Origin of the sequence: Nocardia sp. JCM 34519.1 (genome assembly GCF_020361265.1) — a bacterium.
Classification (GTDB): domain Bacteria; phylum Actinomycetota; class Actinomycetes; order Mycobacteriales; family Mycobacteriaceae; genus Nocardia; species Nocardia arthritidis_A.
This window is the reverse complement of sequence record NZ_JAIRBR010000005.1, coordinates 1-21,161: the sequence shown is the minus strand read 5'-3', so window position 1 is coordinate 21,161 and position 21,161 is coordinate 1. Positions and strand designations below refer to the sequence as shown.

The window sequence follows — 21,161 nt, the reverse complement described above, 5'->3', positions numbered from 1 at the left end:
ACTTATGTTCACATCGTCGTTCCCTGTCGCCCATCGCCTCACCGGGATCGGTACCGCTGCCACCGATGTGGCGCGGCTGCTCGCCGCCGACGCCGTGCCCGCCATCGACCCCACCGGGTACGACACCGCGTCGAGCGTCGCAAACCCAATGGCCACGGAATTCGAGCAGTCGGTCCGCCGCTTCCTCGACACCTCCGCACCGCGACCGTTGCGGTACAGCCGATTCGACGCAGCGAACTCCTTGGGCGGCGAGATGCCGAATATCGCGCACCACGCCTTTGGGCGCACCCCCTGCGAGGCCTCGCAAGAGGCGATCGAAATCCCGCCCATCTGGTGCCCCCTGCCGCTGCGATCGCGCGGCGACGGCATGAAATTCCAACGTCGGACAGAGGAATTCTATCGGTCGATGGGGTTCGACGCCGAGTCGTTGAACACCGTTCGCGAGGTGTGCGCCGGCGAAGCGGCTTGCATGTGGGCGGCAATGGGGGACGACGAAGGTGTGCAACTGCTCAGCGATTGGCTGGGCTGGGTCTTTCTGTTCGACGACGGATACTGCGATGAGGGTCCGCTGTCACGCGACCCGACCGCGTTCAACCACCTCGCCCTGAACCTCATGAACTTCGCCTTGTATCCCGAGCGCTCTCCACTCGGGATACCGTATGCCGACGCCTTGGGAACCGCGCTCGCCGACATGATGGCCCGAGTGCGCGCCCGGAGCGGCGGCGAGCAGGTTTTGGCCTGGACCCTCGCCTTTTACCGGTATGCTCTCGGGACGGCGTGCGGGGTATCCGACCGGTCCGGCTATTACATCCGCAGCGTAGACCAGCACATGATCGCTCGACCAGCGGACGGCGCGGACCTCCTTACCATTTACACGCCCCAAATCGCCGAGGGAACGTGGTTCGATCCGGCAGCTTCGCAGGATCCAGCGACACGTGCGGCCACTGACGTGGCGTGCGCTTTACTATCCATGCTGACGGATCTCGCGGCGTACGGACACGAACGCTCGCAGCAAAGCCTGGAATCGAACATCGTCCAGATGATTGCCGTGGAACGAAGATGCTCACCACAGGAGGCCATGTACGCGGCCTGTGCACTCATGGAAGAGATCATGGAACTGTTCATCTCGCTGAAAGACAAACTGTCGGCCCACGGCACCCGTGATCTGCGGCGCTATCTGGAGCAGCTGTCCAACATAGTCCGGGGCGTCGTGGAATGGCAACGCCGAACTCCCCGCTACGCCAAACACTTCGATATCACGGCACCACCACCCGCACCAGGAAAGTTACTCGACACACCCTTCCATGCCATCTCCGACCACCGACTCTTCCCCAGCGTGGAGCCTCCGCAATCCATCCGGTGGTGGTGGGATTTCGTCTGAGCCCGACAACATCAAGATCCCGACTACGGGGACTCAGCGGGTGCGTCGGGACTGTCTGAGATCTTGTGGGCGGGGCGGTGATCGGCGAGGCCGAGGCGGCCTGTCTCAGCGGAAAGGATCATCGTGTCGGCGGAGTCGGTATCGGTGGCTGAGGAGTCGTCGGTGGTGGGACGGTCTGGATGTCCGGATCGCTCAGGAGTTGGTGGATAAGGCTCGGAAAGAAGGGGTGTCACTGGCCGGTCCGGGTGGTTTGCTGTCGCAGATCACGAAAACCGTTCTGGAGGCGGCACTGAACGCTGAAATGGACGAGCACCTCGGGTATTCAAAGGGTGATCGGCCTGTCCGTGAGGACGGGAATCACCGCAACGGGCGGTCGCAGAAGACGGTGCACACCGATATCGGTTCGGTGCGTATTGATATGCCGCGGGATCGGAAATCGGAATTCGAGCCCCGGATGGTTCCGAAGCATTCTCGGCGGGTTGAGGGTTTCGACGACTCGATCATCTCCCTGTATGCGAAGGGATTGACAACCGGGGAGATTCAGAAGCATATTTCGGAAATTTATGATGTGGACGTCTCGCGCGAGTTGATTTCGAAGATCACCGACAAGGTGGTCGAGGAGATGACCGAACGGCAGTCACGGCCGCTGGAACATATTTATCCGGTCGTGCTGATCGACGCTATTCTTGTGAAGATCCGTGACGGGCGAGTGGTGAATCGGCCGTTTTATGTGGCGGTCGGTGTCAACCCCAATATCAGGTCCGCACCACTATCACCGCGCTCAACAACGCCGTCGTGACCCAGCCGTCGCAATGGACCGACATTTCGATCGAGGATGTTCTGCAACTGGAAAGAATGGGCGCATTCGTCCCGCAGATCCCCGCCACCGCGTGAATCCGATCGAGGAGATGACCGATATGAACGTCCGCCAGTTCGCGCCGGGAATCACGGCATGTCGGCTGTTGCTCATGGCCGTGGTCGCCGCCACTTCGGCCCTCACCGCGTGCGGCGGGAGCTCAACCCCGAGCGCCACATCCACCTCGTCGGCGCCGGTGCTGAACGAAGCGGCAGCGCAAGACCGCATCCGCCAATACCTCACCGAAACGCTCGACGCCTTACCGCCAGGCACCACGCTTACCGCAGCCCCGGCTCGAGCAGATGGCCGAACAGCGGATCCCGATCTGCGCGACCTACCCGCAGCACCCTGCGACGGCGACCTCAACAACACCACCGGACCCAAGAAAGCGCAGGTGTGGTACTGGGTCACCGGCATCCCCGCCGGAAAAACCGGGGACTACCTCACCTCGATCATGCGGATCTGGCGAGACCGGCTATGGAACGTCACACCGATCGAACCCGACGTACAGGCCAACGCCGTCACCCACGACGGCTACCTGCTCATCGTCGCCCGCGCCAAAGCCAACGACGGAACAACCCAGGACGAACTCTCCCTGGCAGGCACCTCGCCATGCTTCCCGAACTCCGCCACCGGAACCGCCACGCCATTGCCAACCGCCATCAACCAGCGCTGAGAGGAAAGGCCCGAATTGGTTGCTTTACCGGCGGTGTAGTGGCCGGTTTTCGCAACGGTGGGTGGTCCAGGCGCGGCGGATGGGTGATGATGGCGTCGGCCGCGATACGACCGCGCAGGCCACGCCCGACCAGCGGATTCGGTACCGCCACGGTGAACTGGCGGTTCGCCAGATCCGACGCCCGTTCCGCAGCCGGATCCCGCTCGGTGGTACGAACCTTCTTGCGCCGCAGACACACCCACCCATTGACGCGCATCAGCCGCTCCACGGTGCATCGGGTCATCAGAACGCCCTCACGGTGCGGATGCGCCCGCGCCCCCTCCGCCCCGTACGGAACTCCGGGCGGCACCGACCGTCGGTGTCGGGCTCGCAATAGCCGACGAGGATCTCGGCCACCGCGGTGTCTCAAAGGACCGTCTCGACGGTGCCCACATGTTCCACGAACCCGGCAGCCACCCCGCTGGCCAGCCACCGGAAATCAATCCGAACCGGATCACGTCTGGTCGAAGGGCCGATGAAAGATAAAGGGCAAGTGGCGGTTACATGGGTGTGCGCTGTTAGGCGAGCAGCGTGCACGCACGGTCCATCGCCGACTCCACCCGGTCCATATCATATGGCTCAGGCGGGATCGCAGCCAACGCATGAGACGCTATGACGGCACCCGCCGACCGGGATCGTTCGCGCACCAGACGCCAGGCACCGAAGGGCTGTTGCGCGGCTCGCCACCGACGTCGAGTCGCGCAACAGGTCATATCGTATCCGGCAGGCAACGGCGCTTGCCGGACACGATTCTTTCGCCTTGTGCCACAGCGGCTTCGGGTCCGGCCGATGGCGGTGTCCCGATTCAGGACAAGATGGGACCTGCCAGATCCGGCGGGCATTTCACGCAGGTGCAGTAGCGGGGCGTATCTGGACGACGGAGTGACCGGTCTGGTACTGACCGCACTCGCACCAGCCGCGCTGGAGGTGTCCCTGGCCACTGCCGAGAAGCACAACCGCGGCGCGGTCGACAAGATCTGGCGGCAACACCTGAAACGAGCCGACTACGAGGTCGACCGGGCGCGGTGCTGCTACCGGCTCGCCGAACCCGAAACCTCGTGGTCCAGCAACTGTAGGCCGATCGGGAATCCGCACTCGCCGCCCGCGAGGCGTTGCGCGGCGACAACTACAATCGCCTCACCACCACGACGCCTCGCACCCTCACCACCGCCGAGGAAGAGCCGATCGACCCCACCGCGTGTCCACCGCCACGTCCTCGGACTGTCGGTTTCGGAGTCGTCTGCACAGATGTTCGAATTCCATGCACTACCGCTAACGCTCGACCCCGGCAGCGGTGAGCCAGCCGAGCCCGTGGACTGAGGCGGCGGCGACATCATTGTCGGGGATGTCCTGCTCGTGCAGGGCGATGGTGAACGGCGGCGCGTTATGGAGGTTGGTGTTGTATCGAGGCGCCCTGGGATGCCAGTCGGCGTTACCGCGGATCCACTGGTCCAATTGGCGGACATAGCAGATCGCTCCCGGATCTCCCGTGTCGTTCGCCCGTACCCGAAGCTCGAGGTAGATCCGCATCAGCTGATTCCACAGGCCGATGACGTCGGCCAGAGCCTGGCTCAGTAGGTACTGGTTTTGGCGCATCAGTATCGCGATGATGTTGGATTCGAGCGCGCCGTGGTCGGCTTCCCGGGGATAGGAGTATAGGTCGCTGAGCAGCAGGACCAGCAGGCTCGCAGTCTGGAAGACCGCACGGGCGTCGGCTGCGCCGTGCAGGTCGGCTGGTAGCGGTGTCTGCTCGGCTATCTCGATGAGAGCGACGCTGACCTGGGATCCCCGGTCCGCGAGGCCGATGACCAGGTAGTCGTCCAGGCTCGGTAGGCAACGCCGGGCGCGGTAACCCGCGATGCAGGCCGCACCAAGGAACCATCTGGCGACCCCGTCGGACCAGCGCTGGGCCGTGGCCGGCGGGCTGATGGCACGGATGCGCACCGACAGCTCCCGCATGGCTGCCACGAAGGGGTCTGAACCGGTGGAGGCTTCGGGGTTTTCCGCCGCGTAGTGTATCCGATGCATGATCGGAAGGAGTTCCTCGGGCCGATCACGAAGCGGGCCGGTGTCGAAGAGCTCGTCATCGAGGAACAAACCCAGGCAGACCCAGTCCGAAGCGATCTGGATGCCCTCCTCGCTACCGTGCGATGCCCAACGGCACAGTAGTTCGCCGGTTCTCATCGCATGGATGCGTTTGCGATGACAGGCGTCGTTTCCGAAGCCGAACCCATACATCCATTGGCGGGTGCGCTCGGTGAACACCTCGTCGTGCGGTGCGATCGACGAGGGCAGCGGACACCACAGCCGCAGCGAGATGGGCTGGTCACCGTAGGCTTCCATCGATAACCGCTCCGATGGTGCGGGCAATCGCGGCCCCAGAGGCGGCGCTTGCGTTGGTGGTGCTCTGGGCACGGTCCTCGCCGGCGAATTGCACGCGGGAGTCGGGCCGCAGCGATGCCGCGTACCGGGCCATGGCACGAAACTCACCGGGTTGGCGGATCACCAGACAGGGCGATCGGCGAAGGACCCGTGTCATGCACACATGCTGGTCGAGCTCGGGCACCAGGCCGAGCCGATGATTCGCTGCCAGGACCGTATCGAGAACCTTGTCATCGTCGAGATCCCAGCAGCGTTCTGAAGAGCTGCCGCGCAGGTGGGCCATGACCAGCCCGGTGCCGGCCGGGACTCGGTCGGGCGTCAGAGCGTGCTCGAGAACGTAGGCGAGCAGATCAGGATCCTCGACTTGCGGGACCATGATCAGCGGAGCGTGCTCTGTCGTTGACCGGTCCAGACCGAACGCAACGTGCACGCTGCGGGAATAACGAAACCGCTGTAAGAACTCCCGCTGCTCACCGTCCAGTTGCTGATAGATCTGCAGTAACTGCGGCGGCGGAACCGCGATCACACACGCTGCGGCGCGGTCGATGCGTTCGGCCTGGTTGGGGCCGCTCCAGGACACCACGACCTCGTTGCCGCGTTCCTCGACCGAAGTGACTGTAGCGTTGTAATGCACTGTGACCTGCTCGGCCAGGCCGCGCGGGAGGAAGCCCACACCGGTGGATGAGGTGAATGCGCCGCTGTCGCCGGTGATGAGCATGTTGATGAAGAACAGGGCGCTGACCATCGATTGCAGCTCCGCTTCGCCCAGGGTCGCCGCTTCCACCAAAGGGCTCAGAAAGTACTCCAGCGTGTCCTGGCGTAGTCGTCGCCGCGCAGCGTATTGGGTGACGGATTCGAAGTCCCTCGGTGCCACCCGGGACATATCTGCCCAGCCGAGTGCGGACCGGACCCGCGCCAGGTCCACTCCGATCTTGACCAGATCCAACACGGGCAATGTCCGGATGAAGGGGCTGCGTAGCAGACGCAGTCGCGAAGCCGACCGCTGCATCCGGTACAGCACACCATCGCGCACGATGCCGTAAAGATCCGAAGCCGGGCAGACCTTTCCCCACAACCCGGCATCGCGGATCAATCCGATGATCTCGCGATATGAGCCGAACAGCATCGTCGCCCCGAGATCCACATGAAACCCGTCGCACCGGATTGTGGCCATCCGGCCACCTACAAGCTCCGGGCCGCACTGTTCTAGCACGGTCACCGCGTGCCCCTTCTGCTTCAACCGGAATGCCGCGCTGAGTCCTGCAATGCCCGCACCCACGACGATCACCGGTTGCTCACCCATTACGACACCCACATCCTCTGTTCGTGCAGTTCGAGTCTCCCCGGGGTGACCGCCACCGCATTTGTCAATAGGTGATGGAAACCCGAGATCGCGTGAACGCCGCCTTCCGGCGAACGCCTCTGAACGCAGAGCCGGTTCGAAGAGGAACAAAAATTGTGCAATAACAGACTACTTTCTCGGTCCATCCAGCAAAGCCGGACATTCAGGGGACATACCCATGACCGGTCGGACTGTAGATACAGGGACTGTCATTCCTGAAGCCTCCGTTACTCTTTCGGTGGTGACGAGTTCCCGCTGACGGCACGATGTGTCAGTGCTCGAGGTGAATATTGCTGCTGCCGTCGTGTTTTCGGGTTTGCCGCCGCTGGCGGTCGAGGATGTCGACCAGAGCCGCCTCGACAGCAACCGGATCACCCCTTCACCACGACAGCTGGCCCGCTGGATTCTCACCCGGCCGGCCAACCTGTCCGAAGGACGGCGCGCCCCTCGACGAACTCGCGGCCGCCCGCCCGGAAATGACCGCCCACGCTCACACGGTGCTCGAGTTCGCACAGTTGATGACCCAGCGCCGCAGCGCCGAGTTGGACTGCTGGAACAAGCAGGACCGGTAGGCCGGACTCGTCTAACTCGAACCGCTTCTCAGCGGGCACGAGCAAGACCACGACACGGCCGTCGCCGGACTCACTCTCCCCTACCACAACAGACCCGGCGAAGGCGTCGACACGAAAACGAAGCTCCTCAAAAGACAGACGTACGGACGCTCGGGCCTACCGCTCCATCGACACCGAATCCTGCTGGGATAACCCACAATCCGTCACCACCGAAAGAGGAACAGAGCCGCGTACTTACAGTCCCCCGCACATACCAATATCGACCACTATATCGGCGTTGACTTCGGACAAGGTCTTCCCGAAGGAGACCGCGTTTACTGAATGACCATCGGCGGGGTCCTCGATGGTGTCGGGATACTGCACGTCGTTGCCATCAGGATGGTAGATGCACACAAGGTGGTCGACGCTGAGGACGACGGTCCCCTCGGAGCTATAGAAGGGATCGGTATTGTTTACGACCGCTGCAAGTGCTATTGCCTTCGGCATAACAGCGACATGAAGGGGCGCCGCTGGGGATTCTGGTATTGAGGCCGCCGGGGCGCTGCGGTCGTAGTCGATTTGCGTGGTGTAAAGGCAAACGTCTCCCGACGGACATCCGTGAACGTCGGCCGCCCGGGCTGGGCCAGCGGTGATGAGTACGGCGCAGAAAGTCATCGGTATTGTGTAGACCAGCGAGGTGACTCGGTTACCACTCACGACGTATTCCTTCCGAATATCTGATATGGACTGGACGAGCAGGGCAAATATCGGTGAAAGCTTAGATTGTGACAGCGCCAAGAATTCGGGCACTCACCGATATTGTCGGCTTGATCGTGGAATGCGACAACGATATCGTCTCCTATGGTAAAGAAGCCTACCGGAGTGCCCGATACGGCTACCCTACCCCACAGAGTCTCGTCAGCATCCTGTCGAGGAGCTTCATACCGATAATGTCGAAGCAATCGAGGCGGCAGCCGCATTCCGTGACACTCTGATGACATCGTTTCTTGCGCTGCAGCAATGAGCGCTCCCGCGCGCCGGTATGTTTCAGGTCTTGGACAATGGATCCGTGGATATCTCGACTATGCACGTGCCAGTGACCGATTCCTGAAACCAGCCGATACAACCGATTCATCAAGGCCCGCTATCGAATGGCCAGAACAATGGTCTGACACACCCCGGAAGGAATCCGTATCATTCTCTACATCCTTTGCGATCTGGTGGTGGAGCCAGGTGGGTCGGGGATTAGTGGGATGAAACCGTTCGAAGCGATGACCGGACCTTCGGCAACGGATGCTCGGCCGATGACAGGGACCCGCCGCCTGCCCGAGTATCAACCGAAATCCAGTGCAAGCGCCTGACATACCGGGGCCGCTCCTATCGTGCTCGAGCTGTGACAGGTAATGTGCGAAGCGCCAGTAGCGGATGGAGAGGGTCGATTCGGGGTCTGTAGGACTTCGGTAGTTGGAAATGCCACTGGTCTACCAGCGTTGTGGTAATGGCGATACACAGCGATCTGGCTAGATCCGCGCCGATACACCGGTGGCTGCCTGCTCCGTAAGGTATGAAGCTACCTGGGGGCAGACGTCTCATCAAGCCGCCGGTCCAACGGTTCGGATCGAAGCGGTCCGGATCGTGGTAGCTCGCCGGATCCCTATGTAATTGAGTCAGGCTGAACAAGAATTCGGTGCCGGTTTCGAACTCGTAATTTCCGAGACGAACAGGCTCGCAGCATCGCCGCATGAGAAACCAATTCGGTGTATGCAGCCGCATGGTTTCGTTCAGGACGCTGTCCGTGTACTCCAGTTCATGACCGATTTGCGGAGAATCGGCTCCGGCGTGCCGTGCCCGCCCGATCTCGTCGCGAAGCTTCCGCTCCACCTCCGGATGTCTGGCCAATTCATAGAATAACCAAGCCATTACCGTCGCAGGGGTACCACTGGCTAAGATCAAGGATGCGAGCTCATCGGAGGCCCATCGCCGGGCTTCCGTAGCGTTCTTCGCATCGGACGTATCGATCAATCGACCGACCAGCGAACCGCGGACATGCTTGTCCTCTGAATCCTCGGCCAAGATCCGGTCGATATAACACTTCATGACACGCAATCCGCGTTCGAACCGCCGGTTCGGGCTGATCGGTATTTTCTCCATCCAGGAATACGGGTAGAGAGTTCGGACCAGGAAGTTTCGAATTACATCGTGTGCCATAGATGATATTTCATCGAGCTGTGTCGACGATAGTGAGCCCAATTCGGGAATCATAGTGTCGAAAAACGCGCCGAGAGTCAGCTCCGAAGCGAGGCCGGCGAAGTCGAACACATCGCCGTCGCGGATGCTTCGGGACACGGCCGAAACCCGAGCTCGGAGGGTCTCCGAGCATCCCTCGATACGTTCGTGACGAAATTCTGGCCGCAGCAGTTTCCGTTGTTTTCGGTGAAACTCACCTTCGGATGTGAACAAGCCGTTTCCAAGGGCCGGTCTGGCCTTATCGAATATGTAGCCCTTTTCGAAGGATTTTTCATGTGCTACCAGAATTTCCCGCATCAACCGCGATGAGGTTACGGCTACTACCGGTCGGCGTCCGACATAGACCTCGGCGACCGGACCCGTGGATGCGAGCAACTCGCCGAATGCCACCGGGCCTCGGACCATCTTCAATCCATGTCCTAGGACCGGCAATCGTCCGGGCAGTTCCGGCGGCTGTCCGGGTATTCGGCACTCCGACGGTTGGGATCCCATATTCGGCAGCGGCCGTCCTTGGCTGTTCATTGAATGTCCCTTCTGCGTCCGCAGGTCCAGACCAGCATGCCGATAACGTCAAAACGGCCGGGAAGCTCGAGCCAGGACCGAAATTCAGCGAGCTCGTCGAGCGTTATCCGCTCAGCATTGACCATGACCGACGCGAGCGAGTCCACCGTGCTGACAATGCACCGTTCGACAGCACCGTGATCACCAATCATCAGTGGCTGGTAACGGACGTCGATTTCACTGAGGCCCGCGTCGACCATGAGCGGTCCGGCGCGACGACTGACGAATATGTCGCTGTCCGTCGCCTGGCGCATGTGGTCGAGGATCGCCGAGACCACCTTCCGGACGGGTGGGTGCGGGGAGGCTGCACCAGCCGAAAGATCTACACCCTCGACTACGAGCCACCCATCCGATTTCAGCCAGACGACTGTTCGGCGCACAATCGTATCGGGGTTCGGTAGATATTCGAGAACCAGTCGTAAGTGAATCAAGTCAAAACAGTCCGGAGGGAAATCATCGACGCGGATATCGTGCTCGATGATGCGAAGATCAGATCGGTTATATGCCAGAAAACGAGTGTCGATATCAGTAGCTGTGACGGATCCGTTGGGCACCTGGGTAACCAGCCAGCGCGCTAACGAGCCTGCGCCCGCGCCAAGGTCGGCGCATTCCCAGGTCGGCTGCGGCATTAGTTCGGAAATCCACTCCGTGGAGAACGGATCACACATCGCCTCCACCGTATGCAGTCGGTCCAGCTCTGCTGGACATGCGTGGCCAAAGCCAGTTTCAACGTATTCTGCGGTCACTTCTTCAAACTCCTGGGTATACATTCTTGGACAGTTGTGTCGAGATACCCCGATGCCTCGTAAAGCAATTAGTCGCAAAACCAATCTTTCTGCACAGCCGGCAAGCAAATCCGACCGAATCGCGGCAAAGCGTCAGGTGCGCCACCTGTGATGCAAAGACCGTGGAATGACGAAGGTTCGGAGATATTTCCTTGTTGTCGCACCGGCTGATCTGAGGCCTTCGCCGAGAGTGCCCTCCACCTGCTCGTGCCCGTCGTGACAGATCAACGCGATCGTGTACCCGTGCGCGGCAAAACGTTTCGCCTCTGAATGCACCTTGCTCAGCAGAGGGCAGGTGGCGTCCACCAGGTTCGGCCGACGGCGACGAGCCTTGATCCGCATCGCCGGAGACTCCCCGTGTGCGGAGAACCCGAGAGTGGTCGCATAAAGCATCTGGTCGAGTTCCCTCAGCGCTCCGCGGCCTCGTAAACCGGTCGATAACCCGGGTGTCGTGCACGATCTGCTTGCGCACGTACACCGGCGGACAGTGGCGATCCAGCACGATCGCGGCCGTACGGATCGCCCGCGCCTCACCAGCACACAACGAGCGCGGCGAAGCGAGCAACAATTCCCTGGTCACAGACATGACCACCCCATCCGCAGTGATGCAAACCCGGGATCGCGTGAAGGGCCACCCTCAGCCAATGCCCCTGAACCCCGGGACAGTCCGAAGAGGAACGAAAACTAGAGTGCAATAACAGACTAGTAATCGGTTCATTCGGTAAGGCTGGACATCCAGCGGACATACCCATGACCGGTCCCATGCCGGGGCCGAGTGAGGTTGGCTGCCAGAAGACGGGTTCTCGCGCACTGACGGGATACTGCTGGTGCGTATATCGGTGTTCGGCATAGCCGGTGAAATCAGCTGGGAGGCTTTGGCTTCGAGCTGTTTTCCGTGTGTCGGCCGAGGCGGATCAGGTCGATCCCGGCAGTCCCCGTGGCCCGTCCCCAGTGAATGAGACCGCCGCCCTCGGGGACCGGTCGCCCGGACCAGCCACAGCGGCGTCGACCGTGACGCCTCGGCGGCGAGATGGCTGGTCATACGTTGCCGACCCGCCGCTCAGCGAGTACTACCGTCAGCGACCCGAACAGCGGCTCAGCAAACCACTCACGGCCACGAACGGGGTCTCTGGAAAGTGAGTCCCGCCTCGCGATGGGGCGCACCGACAGTTGGCAACGCGGCCGTCTACTTCAGCGAACTTCCCGACCTATGCGGCCATGAGCCCACCCGTATCGCATCGGCAGCAGCATTACCCGGGGCTGGACCCTGTCGATGCGGCGATGATCGTACCCGATCGCATTTCGACTCCCATCCCGCACCGAGGACAAAGCGGCTGCAACCCAGACAAATTCTTTCTTTGTCGAACGCCAGTATCCGCGTCGCTGGATTGGCCGTCGACTCGGCCGGTTTCGAGCACCAAGAAGCCGGGAAGAGCATCGGTCCGGCCGCAATGCCGACCGACGACCGGTACGTTCTCACCGCCGAGACCACGACCGCTCCATAGCCGGTGCGCACGACTCCCGGCCTACCACGAGGAATTCTGTCCAGGGTGCGCGAGTCGTGTTTCGAGCATTGATCAGGAGCAGTTGCCGATGTCTACGATGATGTCGGAGTCCACACTTGCTGCCGTAGGGCCGAATGCCACGATTGACACCGGGTGGGCGGGGTCGCCGGGCTCGGTCGTATCAGGTGCCTGCTCGTCGAGTGGGTCCGGATGGTAAATGCATACCAGGCCGCCGACACTGAGAACGTAGTTACCTTCCGACGTGAACCACGGATCGGTGTTGTTTACGTCTAGATCGTCCTGGCCAGGGTCTAAGCCGGGGTTTAGCGTTTGAAGTTGTGCGAAAGTGATGCCGGCGTTCTGAGGCGGTTCCTGAGTGATGGTGGTGGGTCGGTTAGCGTTGAAATCAGCGGTTGTGGCGTAGGTACAGTTGGTGCCCGCCGGACATCCATGGACCGAGGGTTGACCTGGGGAAGCCAGCGCTACTGCAGTTCCGACGATGAATTCCGGGATGAGAGAGCAGCTGCTTAATACGGCCGCAAGTCGAGTCGCGTACATTGTGCAATCCTCGCTGTAATCCCGACCCTTGCGTGATCTACATCACAGTAGCACGAGGCTTGGGGAGATGCTAGCGTGCCGGCGTCGGTGGTGGAAGGGGCGTTCGGTCCGGGTGACGATTGCGATTCGCAATTCGGTCATCATCATCGAGGTGCGCCAGCTTTTTCGTAGCGGGTGCATACCGTGGGCCGGTCGGCAGCACTTCCCACTACGGCGACGCCACACTCCTATCGAACTACCACGGCCCATCCTGGTGCGAATCGGGCGCAGCATCTATCACAGGTATGGAGGCGGGAACTTGACAGCAGAGCGATCCAGCCGACCCAATAATGCCGACACCGCGAACAACGGCTCTGGTTACACGACTCCGCGCGCCTGCTGCCGCTATTCCCTCGGAGTCATTCCGAAGGTGGAACTGAAACGCCGAGAGAAGTGTGAAGGATCCCGGAATCCATTCTGCCGTGCTACCACCGCGATCGCACTGCCGAATCGTGCTCGCCGTATCGCGCTGCCGAAACAAACGGGTTGCGATCGGTAAGTTCTGTCGTGATGACGCCGATCCTGGTCCGGGCCGCACCCGCCACACATCGGCGGCCGGGATGCGGCACCAACCGCCAGGACAGGGCCGGTAGTCGGTGCTTGAACATTCCATCCAACGAATACCGGCGATACCGGAATCAACATTCGGACGACGGCGCGTTCAATCTGCCCTACTGTAACGGTCTCCACCATACCCGGGGGTGTCCAAGGAGATTACTCATCGCCGCCAGAGGCCGGCGATGAGTAATCTCCAGTGCCGTCTTGATGCTGACCGGTCTCGTCGTCGAGAACGCAGCTATGCGCTGATCTCCGCCAACCTACCTGGCCGATCACCGTTACCCATATGGTTGATCAGTTCAGTTGTCGGCATGCGTCGCACCCGCAGACGGGGTCGGGTCAGTCGGCGGCGCAACTGGCTGAGGAACAACCGGCGGCGCAACCGGCTCAGGAACAACCGGCGCCACAACCGGCGCCACAACCGGCTCAGAAACAACCGGCGGCGCAACCGGCTCGGGCAAGACCGCAGTCGGCTCAGCGGTCAAATTGCTCCGCGGCTTCGCTTTGGTGCCCCACCCGTCGGGATTGACCGGTTTGCCACCCCATCCGCCTGGATCGCGGACGCTATCGGTCACATTGTGTGCCGTATTCTCCGCCGCCTTCATGATTGGCGCTGCCGCGTTGGCCGTCGAAGCCGGGAGCTTGGTAAACGCGTCCTGCTTATCTCCGGCAGTCCTTATAGCACCGGTCAATGCGCCGACGAGTTTGAAAATACTCAAAGCCTGCGGCGCGGTCTCCCGCACAGTCTTCGGATCCTGATGCCAAGGCGTCGCCGTGTCACGCACGTCGTGCGGCGGAACACAGACAGACTCAACCGGCTCACCCGGAATATAACCGGCGATGTCCTTCCCTGCGATCGCGCCCGAGTCCGAAGCACTCCCACCAGCGGCAAAAACATTTTCAAAAACCATCACTACCACCTCACTACTCGAGAAAACACTGATCACAAATAATGCGGACGCACAGTAATGAACGCGTCATCAACGGCCGTCAATGCCTCCTGTTCGAATATCGTGTGCTCGACATCGAGCGCCGACACCGTCTCGGCGATCCCCTTCGACCGGTAATCCTTATACAGCCCGAGCTTCGTGATATTAACGGGGATCAAATCACCCGTCATCTCAACCGGAAAGCCCTTAGTGGCATTTACACTCACTTTGACCGGCTTGGGATAATGCAAGACGACATACCCCGCCAACGTGATCGGCAATTCATAAATATACTGCCTGACCTGACGCCGCTGCGTCGCCATAGCCTTAACTCGATTGGATGCCGCAATCGCACCTGATACGGAGGAGCTTGATTTCCATGACGTTGTCACCGACCCGCTGACCGACCCGGTGATCCCCAGCATCAACTGAGCGAACAATTCCCCGGTCCCCGAAGCAGTACCGGAGCCCGTGTCAGTCTCCGAATCCGACATCGACAACTGGGTCTGATCCTGCGTCTCACCACCGTTATTCTCTGGGTGATTGTGACTGATGTCGGTATGTGACTTCGATTGCGTACTGCTGTGCTGCAGACTCTTTTGCAGTTGCGATGCCAACTTTGCATTGGTCCGCCCCCCGAATGTCAGCTGCCCTGTCCCTTCCAGAGACCAGCTGATCGTATTCGAAATAGAAAAGTCGACCGCGTGCTCGAAATTCCTCTCTTGGTTCGATCGGTTGGCGTATGTTCGGGTGGACAGGACGTCTGGCGGTGGCTGCACAATATCGGCGCGCTCCTCGATCAACGGCTCACCAATATCCATATACGTCATCCGGCCCAACTTCGCAGCCGTCTGGCCCGAGTAAATACCGAAAACCTCCTCATTGATCGATAATCCATCCGGAACAACACCATCTACTTTCAGATCGGAAATCTTCTGAATATCCTGAACCACAGCAACGGTAATACCCAGCTCAGCCAGATTGTGGGCCGTCAGCAGATGACGCTTATACCTATCGATATAGTAAGTAGTAATATCCGGCATTACCTCCACCACCTTCCTCGAGCAAACCACACACATCCACAACCACACCGCAGTGGCCCGCCTTCGATTCTTACAAAACCTAAGAGAACCGACATGCGCCCTTGCATCATCTAACCCACGAACACAAGCCCGCCGGAGTGACCATAGCGAGAATTACTGGCGCGACTACCCGGCTTACACCGATACGGCCACTTTGGGTTTGGTTCACGCCCGAGTCCGAAGCACTCCCACCAGCGGCAAAAACATTTTCAAAAACCATCACTACCACCTCACTACTCCAGAAGACACTGATCACAAATAATGCGGACGCACAATCTTGACATCGCTATCAGTGGCGGTCGCGGCCGTCAATGCCTCCTGTTCGAATATCGTGTGCTCGACATCGAGCGCCGACACCGTCTCGGCGATCCCCTTCGACCGGTAATCCTTATACAGCCCGAGCTTCGTGATATTAACGGGGATCAAATCACCCGTCATCTCAACCGGAAAGCCCTTAGTGGCATCTACACTCACTGCGACCGGCTTGGGATAATGCAAGACAGCATACCCCGCCAACGTGATCGGCAATTCATAAATATACTGCCTGACCTGACGCCGCTGCGTCGCCATTGTGGTCACACGGTTATCTCCGAGAATTTTGCCTGATACGGAGGAACTTGACTTCCATGACGTTGTCACTGACCCGCTGACCGACCCGGTGATCCCCAGCATCAACTGAGCGAACAACTCCCCGGTCCCCGAAGCAGTACCGGAGCCCGTGTCAGTCTCCGAATCCGACATCGCCAACTCGGTCTTATCTCGCGTTTCACCTCCGCGGTCTTTCGGGTGATTGTGGCTGATGTCGGTATGGGACTTCGATTGGGTGATACTGTGCTGGAGACTTTTCTGCAATTGGGCTTCCAACTCCGCGCTTGTCCGACCCCCGAATGTCAACTGCCCCGTACCCTGCAGCGACCAGCTGACCGTATTGGAAACAGAAAACCCAACAGTATCCTTGAAGTCCCGAACGAAGCCGTGGCGGTCCGCACGATTGCGGTTCGTGAATGTTCGGGTGGCGAGGAGATCTGGCGGTGGCTGCACAATATCGGCGCGCTCCTCGATCAACGGCTCACCAATATCCATATACGTCATCCGGCCCAACTTCGCAGCCGTCTGGCCCGAGTAAATACCGAAAACCTCCTCATTGATCGATAATCCATCCGGAACAACACCATCCACTTTCAGATCGGAAATCTTCTGAATATCCTGAACCACAGCAACGGTAATACCCAGCTCAGCCAGATTGTGGGCCGTCAGCAGATGACGCTTATACCTATCGATATAGTAAGTAGTAATATCCGGCATTACCTCCACCACCTTCCTCGAGCAAACCACACACGCCCTACAGCAACCAAAATATTCGCGAGCAGCGGACACTGCACTTTCCTCACACTACCCGCATAGCGGAGACCATTCCCCATCATCGCCAACAATTCTGTAGATGAACGAATGCACGATAAAGGTCGAACCTACGATGACGTTTCATAGATATACAACTACAGGTAGTGTGGCCGGACGGTTTCGAAGGCCTCTTCGCCAGTTTTCATTTTTCTGTCAAACCCCCATTCGTCAACATGAAATAGAGTATGGTCCACGTGAATAGCCGAAACAGTCTCCGCGATCCCCTTCGGCCTATAAGTACCCAGGCCAAGATTCGCGATACCCATAGCGATATAATCGCCCGACTGCTCACCCGGCAGGCCCGTGCTAGCCGCCGACGCGGTGACCGGCCTGGGATAATGCAAGACAACAAACCCTGCCAACGTGATCGGCAATTCATAGAAATACTGCCTGACCTGACGTCGCTGTGTGACTATCGCCTTCATACGGGATGGGAGATCGGCTTCAGACCATGAGATAACCCCCGACATCTCGGAGCTCGATGTTGATGATGCTGTTACCGACCCACTCACCGACCCGGTGATCCCCAGCATCAACTGGGCGAACAGCTCGCCGGTCCCCGAAGCAGTACCAGAGGCCGTGCCAGTCTCCGAATCCGACACCGACGACTCGGTCTGATCTTGGGTCTCACCACCGCTATTATCTCGATGATTATGATCGATATCGGTGTGCGATTTCGCTTGCATGCTGCTATGCTGAAGATTTTTTTGCAATTGGGCTTCCAACTCAGCACTGGTCCGACTCCCGAATGTCAACTGCCCCGTACCCCGCAGCGACCAGCTGACCGTATTGGAAACAGAAAACTCCACAATATCCTTGAAGTCGCGCCGATAACGCGACCTATTTTCGTACGTGCGGCTGGACAGGACGTCTGGCGGCGGCTGCACAATATCGGCGCGCTCCTCGATCAAGGGCTCACCAATATCCATATACGCCATCCGGCCCAACTTCGCAGCCGTCTGGCCCATATAAGCACCGAAAAAACTTTCATTGATAGATAATCCATCCGGAGCAACACCACCCACCTTTACTTTGTCGCCCATCAGAATCCCATCCACCGCATCGGCGATACCCAACTCGACCAGATTCTGACCCGTCAGCAAATGACGCTTATACCTATCGATATAGTAAGTAGTAATATCCGGCATTACCTCCACCACCTTCCTCCACCAAACCACGCATGCCTACAGCAACCGAACCACGCAATCCGACGACACACCCGCGAGCGGACGACGACGCGACTCCCAATCCTTCAAACCGCCCTTCCACACTCACATCAATACAGTCGCGCCCAGAGCCGCCGGCTTGTCATCAAGTCGGCCTTCTGGCCTCGAGCTCGGCAATGCGCTTGTCGAGCGTTACGATCCGCTGTCGAATATCGGCAATCGAGTCAGTTAGCGTTCTATTGCTGCCATCATCATTCTGTCCAAGCTGAGGAAGCCCAGGGAATTGACCAGGCTCCTGCCCCCCGGTCAGCTGATACCGGATTTCTTTTAGAATCGTAAGTGCTTCCGACATATCCAGCTCCTCTATCCCTTCGACATCGACACCGAAAAGTGTCGACAATTCAGTGTGCGTACCTTTGAATGCATTGACATCCAGCCGCGTCCCCGCCACCAGACCAGTGTCCGCGAATTGGTATATAGCGACTTCGATGCCACCATACCCATGCCACCCGGCATGATCGTCGCCAGGATACAAATCCGATGCACACCCCTCCCGACTTCCATTCGGATAATTCGACGTCATCAACCGCGGCAATCCCGATAGGTTTGGGGAACCCAAGTGGTCCTGCCAGTACCAGTGTGGGAGGTAGGTCAAAATTACTCGATAACCGCGAGCAACGAGCTCGTCATGCACTTGCCTTAGCTGGTCAATATCACCGGAGCCACTCTCATGGTCGAGCATGACACAGACCGACCTATTCGGCTCGGTCCGCTCGAAATTATCGGCCTGATCGGAGACGGAACCTGGGCGCACGTAGTGGTACGCCGCAAAGAACAGCCCGTTTGCGCGAGCCCCATCTCGCTGATTCTGGTACTCGGGGTTCTGATAGTCGGCGCCCTCGGTCGCTTTCCCGATCACATATGCGAAACCCTCATTCTTTACGCGCGCCATGTCGAGACCGGATTGATATGACGAAATATCGATACCAAACCAAGTCTCAGGAAAATCTCCAGGACTCTGAACCGGAAGTTCAGCAGTATTTTTCTCGCCCGGATCGCACACGTTCACGAGCCACGGTTCCGGATCGACTTGACTGCCGGCTCTCCAGACCGTTGGGTGGACTTCGAAATGCAAATGTGGACCAGTCGCTTCACCGTTCGAACCGACAAAGGCGATCAGCTGTCCAGCCTCCACATGATCCCCCTGATGCAACCCGGTTGCGAAGGCATTCCACATGTGCCCGTACACGGTAGTGCCCGAACCGGATTCAGTCGGATGATCGATAACGATCCATTGACCGAATCCGTCAGCAGCACCGATGTACGCTACCGTGCCCGCTTGGGCCGCATATACCGGCGTTCCATCGTCGGCCGCGAAATCCAAGCCATAATGGAACGTCCCCCATCTCGGACCAAAGCCCGACGACAGCGTGTAAGTACCGACCGCCATCGGTGCATAGCGCAGTGGCATGGGCACCTCCTGATGCTCGAGTAATTGTCAGCAGCGGCGCCGCCTGCTCCAGCTTTCACCGGCCGCACAGGACCCATTCGCTTCAATTCGCGCCATGCCGCCGCGGACCGGCATAAACTTGCGACCTGACTGCTACCTCGTCATAGCAGTCTCGGTTATGTAGCACTCTACATCTGATATGTTGGATGAACTCGCAATCCCCTCGCTCATTGGAGGAAAATTCCGATACCGATTTCGCGTCACTTTCAAGATCGTTGCCTTACGCATAATGATCGAGCCACGTAACGAGACGTGGAATGCCTCAATCCTCATGGAATCCTCCCGTATGGTCCTATACGACTACGTTCGCCAACCGCTACAGCGATTCAGGATCTCCATAAACCGACACCGAATTATCCGCTGACGCCGTCGACAAGGTAGCCGTTGCGAAGCTTCTTATTGTTACCGGACCCAAGCATGAATCGACTTTGATCTCGACCTGGTCAAGATCGACTGAACCATGTGTACCCGTAACAGGCTTCGTGCCAAAAGTAATCGTGCTGATCGAGCCGGGTTTGAGGGTGGTCTGGAAACTCGGCGACAGCGACCCTTGAAGTCCAAGATTGACGCCCGGAGCCGGCCCTACAGTAAGACCGACACTCGGGCCTATCGACAGCCCCAACCCGAGGGCCAAGCCACTCGAAACATCGACCTGACATCCGATCTGATACCCCAAAGAGACCGCGCCCGCACTAACCGTTTTGGAACCGTGCCCGGAGACGTCGATACTTGCAGATATGGATACGAATCCTTCTCGCGTGGTTGGTGTCATATCCAGGGCAGGATAGCGATCTAAACTTTCGCCCTTCTTTGTGATCGACAATATCCATCCATCGTCGGTTGTCACATTCCGATACTTGTCCGGCGTACTGTCCGCGCCCGCGAACCCAGCACTCCACACAGCAGCCGTAAGCAACGCCGCACCGGCAGCGACGACCTTTTGCGTCATCAACAGATCTGCACCCCCTCCGGGCAAGAACTCCGCGGTAGCTCAAGATTCTCGAAACACCTGACTACCGTCGAGCTTGTATGTGAGGCCTCTACACCGACTGACGATCAGGTGGGAATATCCCCTGGTTGGTGCGAACTTCTAGGTTCACGCATGAGGCGCGATCCCTCGCTTGGTCAATATCCATCGACTTGAGAATGCCCATCTGTGGCGGCGGAGAACACAGCGTTGTGCGGGTCAACCACCCGCAATAGCTACCGACACCGCGACTTCGATACCCGCGTCCGCCGGATCGGGAGGTGTGGATGTCATGATCTGCTGGTCGACCGTGTCGGCCTGGGTGACCTGTCGGAGATCTACCCGGCTGGGTTGATCGATCTGCTGGTGGTCGAGGAAGGGTGCCGTGAGGGATGGCGTCGGCTGCTTCCTGCCCAGCTCGTTGTGCTGTTCCTGCTGGCCAGGGCTTTGTTCGCGGGAGACTGCTACCAGGAAGTGCTGCGCAGGGGCACGGGAGTCGGTGTGCAACCGGTCGGCGGCTGGCATCTGCCGGACAAGGCGACAGTGGTCCGGTAGCTGTCAAACCGGATGAGACCGTTCAGGCTATGAATTCTGTGATGATGTTCTCCTTGGGCGGTTCGTTGATC

The 21,161-nt window shown here is 59.3% G+C and carries 19 protein-coding genes; 4 read left to right on the top strand and 15 right to left on the bottom strand.

Translation table 11 applies throughout. From position 1 onward, the window contains the following. Positions 1-4: 4 nt before the first annotated feature. The 3 genes from LGY53_RS14685 (at position 5) to LGY53_RS14675 (ending at position 2,913) form a co-directional block, all read left to right on the top strand. Positions 5-1,381, top strand: coding sequence for a hypothetical protein (locus tag LGY53_RS14685; protein ID WP_225727243.1), 1,377 nt, complete (start codon positions 5-7; stop codon positions 1,379-1,381). Between the two features lie 202 nt (positions 1,382-1,583). Then, positions 1,584-2,180 carry a transposase gene (locus tag LGY53_RS14680; protein ID WP_225727242.1) on the top strand — a complete coding sequence of 199 codons (597 nt, stop codon included), beginning with the start codon at positions 1,584-1,586 and terminating at the stop codon, positions 2,178-2,180. A 169-nt stretch (positions 2,181-2,349) separates the two neighbouring features. Beyond that, positions 2,350-2,913, top strand: coding sequence for a hypothetical protein (locus LGY53_RS14675; RefSeq protein ID WP_225727241.1), 564 nt, complete (start codon positions 2,350-2,352; stop codon positions 2,911-2,913). On the opposite strand, the gene LGY53_RS44420 is transcribed toward LGY53_RS14675, so the two are convergent. The 15 genes from LGY53_RS44420 to LGY53_RS14600 form a co-directional block, all read right to left on the bottom strand. Continuing rightward, positions 2,900-3,169, bottom strand: a complete 270-nt coding sequence (locus LGY53_RS44420; protein ID WP_374111182.1) for a hypothetical protein — start codon at positions 3,167-3,169, stop codon at positions 2,900-2,902. The two genes, LGY53_RS14675 and LGY53_RS44420, sit on opposite strands and share 14 nt — an antisense overlap. A gap of 1,055 nt (positions 3,170-4,224) precedes the next feature. Next, positions 4,225-5,295 carry a hypothetical protein gene (locus LGY53_RS14665; protein ID WP_225727240.1) on the bottom strand — a complete coding sequence of 357 codons (1,071 nt, stop codon included), beginning with the start codon at positions 5,293-5,295 and terminating at the stop codon, positions 4,225-4,227. After that, positions 5,279-6,637 (bottom strand): NAD(P)/FAD-dependent oxidoreductase, encoded by a 1,359-nt coding sequence (locus tag LGY53_RS14660; RefSeq protein WP_225727239.1) that lies wholly within the window; start codon positions 6,635-6,637, stop codon positions 5,279-5,281. The genes LGY53_RS14665 and LGY53_RS14660 overlap by 17 nt, the downstream gene beginning before the upstream one ends. An 845-nt stretch (positions 6,638-7,482) precedes the next feature. Beyond that, positions 7,483-8,037, bottom strand: coding sequence for a hypothetical protein (locus tag LGY53_RS14655; RefSeq protein ID WP_225727238.1), 555 nt, complete (start codon positions 8,035-8,037; stop codon positions 7,483-7,485). A 567-nt stretch (positions 8,038-8,604) separates the two neighbouring features. Continuing rightward, complete coding sequence (locus LGY53_RS14650; protein WP_225727615.1) at positions 8,605-9,966, bottom strand: cytochrome P450; 1,362 nt, start codon at positions 9,964-9,966, stop codon at positions 8,605-8,607. A 26-nt stretch (positions 9,967-9,992) separates the two neighbouring features. Next, entirely contained in the window at positions 9,993-10,805 is an 813-nt protein-coding gene (locus tag LGY53_RS14645; protein WP_225727237.1) for a class I SAM-dependent methyltransferase, read from the bottom strand. 108 nt (positions 10,806-10,913) lie between these two features. Beyond that, positions 10,914-11,162: a hypothetical protein gene (locus LGY53_RS44415; protein ID WP_374111181.1), complete on the bottom strand. Its 249-nt coding sequence runs from the start codon at positions 11,160-11,162 to the stop codon at positions 10,914-10,916. Between the two features lie 1,235 nt (positions 11,163-12,397). After that, the gene (locus LGY53_RS14635; protein WP_225727235.1) at positions 12,398-12,883 is read right to left on the bottom strand and encodes a hypothetical protein; all 486 of its coding nucleotides are present in this window, start codon (positions 12,881-12,883) and stop codon (positions 12,398-12,400) included. A gap of 384 nt (positions 12,884-13,267) precedes the next feature. After that, a complete protein-coding gene (locus tag LGY53_RS44410; RefSeq protein ID WP_225727614.1) occupies positions 13,268-13,471 on the bottom strand; it encodes an AraC family transcriptional regulator in 204 nt (67 codons plus the stop codon). 308 nt (positions 13,472-13,779) lie between these two features. Next, complete coding sequence (locus tag LGY53_RS14625) at positions 13,780-14,391, bottom strand: hypothetical protein (RefSeq protein WP_225727234.1); 612 nt, start codon at positions 14,389-14,391, stop codon at positions 13,780-13,782. A gap of 32 nt (positions 14,392-14,423) precedes the next feature. After that, positions 14,424-15,452 (bottom strand): hypothetical protein, encoded by a 1,029-nt coding sequence (locus tag LGY53_RS14620; RefSeq protein WP_225727233.1) that lies wholly within the window; start codon positions 15,450-15,452, stop codon positions 14,424-14,426. Between the two features lie 291 nt (positions 15,453-15,743). Further along, positions 15,744-16,796 carry a hypothetical protein gene (locus LGY53_RS14615; protein WP_225727232.1) on the bottom strand — a complete coding sequence of 351 codons (1,053 nt, stop codon included), beginning with the start codon at positions 16,794-16,796 and terminating at the stop codon, positions 15,744-15,746. Positions 16,797-16,987: 191 nt separating this feature from the next. After that, positions 16,988-18,052, bottom strand: a complete 1,065-nt coding sequence (locus tag LGY53_RS14610) for a hypothetical protein (RefSeq protein WP_225727231.1) — start codon at positions 18,050-18,052, stop codon at positions 16,988-16,990. Positions 18,053-18,203: 151 nt separating this feature from the next. Continuing rightward, positions 18,204-19,529, bottom strand: coding sequence for a peptidoglycan DD-metalloendopeptidase family protein (locus tag LGY53_RS14605; RefSeq protein WP_225727230.1), 1,326 nt, complete (start codon positions 19,527-19,529; stop codon positions 18,204-18,206). A 355-nt stretch (positions 19,530-19,884) separates the two neighbouring features. After that, positions 19,885-20,415 carry an MspA family porin gene (locus LGY53_RS14600; RefSeq protein WP_225727229.1) on the bottom strand — a complete coding sequence of 177 codons (531 nt, stop codon included), beginning with the start codon at positions 20,413-20,415 and terminating at the stop codon, positions 19,885-19,887. A gap of 309 nt (positions 20,416-20,724) precedes the next feature. On the opposite strand from LGY53_RS14600, the gene LGY53_RS44405 reads away from it, so the two are divergent. Beyond that, positions 20,725-21,090: a transposase domain-containing protein gene (locus LGY53_RS44405; protein WP_225727228.1), complete on the top strand. Its 366-nt coding sequence runs from the start codon at positions 20,725-20,727 to the stop codon at positions 21,088-21,090. Positions 21,091-21,161: the final 71 nt, after the last annotated feature.

Coding starts and splice junctions, on each gene's coding strand:
- LGY53_RS14620 (WP_225727233.1), bottom strand. CDS start 15,452: ATGCCGGATATTACTACTTACTATATCGATAGGTATAAGCGTCATCTG.
- LGY53_RS14635 (WP_225727235.1), bottom strand. CDS start 12,883: ATGTACGCGACTCGACTTGCGGCCGTATTAAGCAGCTGCTCTCTCATC.
- LGY53_RS14615 (WP_225727232.1), bottom strand. CDS start 16,796: ATGCCGGATATTACTACTTACTATATCGATAGGTATAAGCGTCATCTG.
- LGY53_RS44410 (WP_225727614.1), bottom strand. CDS start 13,471: ATGTGTGGCGGGTGCGGCCCGGACCAGGATCGGCGTCATCACGACAGA.
- LGY53_RS14645 (WP_225727237.1), bottom strand. CDS start 10,805: ATGTATACCCAGGAGTTTGAAGAAGTGACCGCAGAATACGTTGAAACT.
- LGY53_RS14605 (WP_225727230.1), bottom strand. CDS start 19,529: ATGCCACTGCGCTATGCACCGATGGCGGTCGGTACTTACACGCTGTCG.
- LGY53_RS14650 (WP_225727615.1), bottom strand. CDS start 9,966: ATGGGATCCCAACCGTCGGAGTGCCGAATACCCGGACAGCCGCCGGAA.
- LGY53_RS14625 (WP_225727234.1), bottom strand. CDS start 14,391: ATGGTTTTTGAAAATGTTTTTGCCGCTGGTGGGAGTGCTTCGGACTCG.
- LGY53_RS44415 (WP_374111181.1), bottom strand. CDS start 11,162: ATGCGGATCAAGGCTCGTCGCCGTCGGCCGAACCTGGTGGACGCCACC.
- LGY53_RS14660 (WP_225727239.1), bottom strand. CDS start 6,637: ATGGGTGAGCAACCGGTGATCGTCGTGGGTGCGGGCATTGCAGGACTC.
- LGY53_RS44420 (WP_374111182.1), bottom strand. CDS start 3,169: ATGCGCGTCAATGGGTGGGTGTGTCTGCGGCGCAAGAAGGTTCGTACC.
- LGY53_RS14685 (WP_225727243.1), top strand. CDS start 5: ATGTTCACATCGTCGTTCCCTGTCGCCCATCGCCTCACCGGGATCGGT.
- LGY53_RS14665 (WP_225727240.1), bottom strand. CDS start 5,295: ATGGAAGCCTACGGTGACCAGCCCATCTCGCTGCGGCTGTGGTGTCCG.
- LGY53_RS14675 (WP_225727241.1), top strand. CDS start 2,350: ATGGCCGTGGTCGCCGCCACTTCGGCCCTCACCGCGTGCGGCGGGAGC.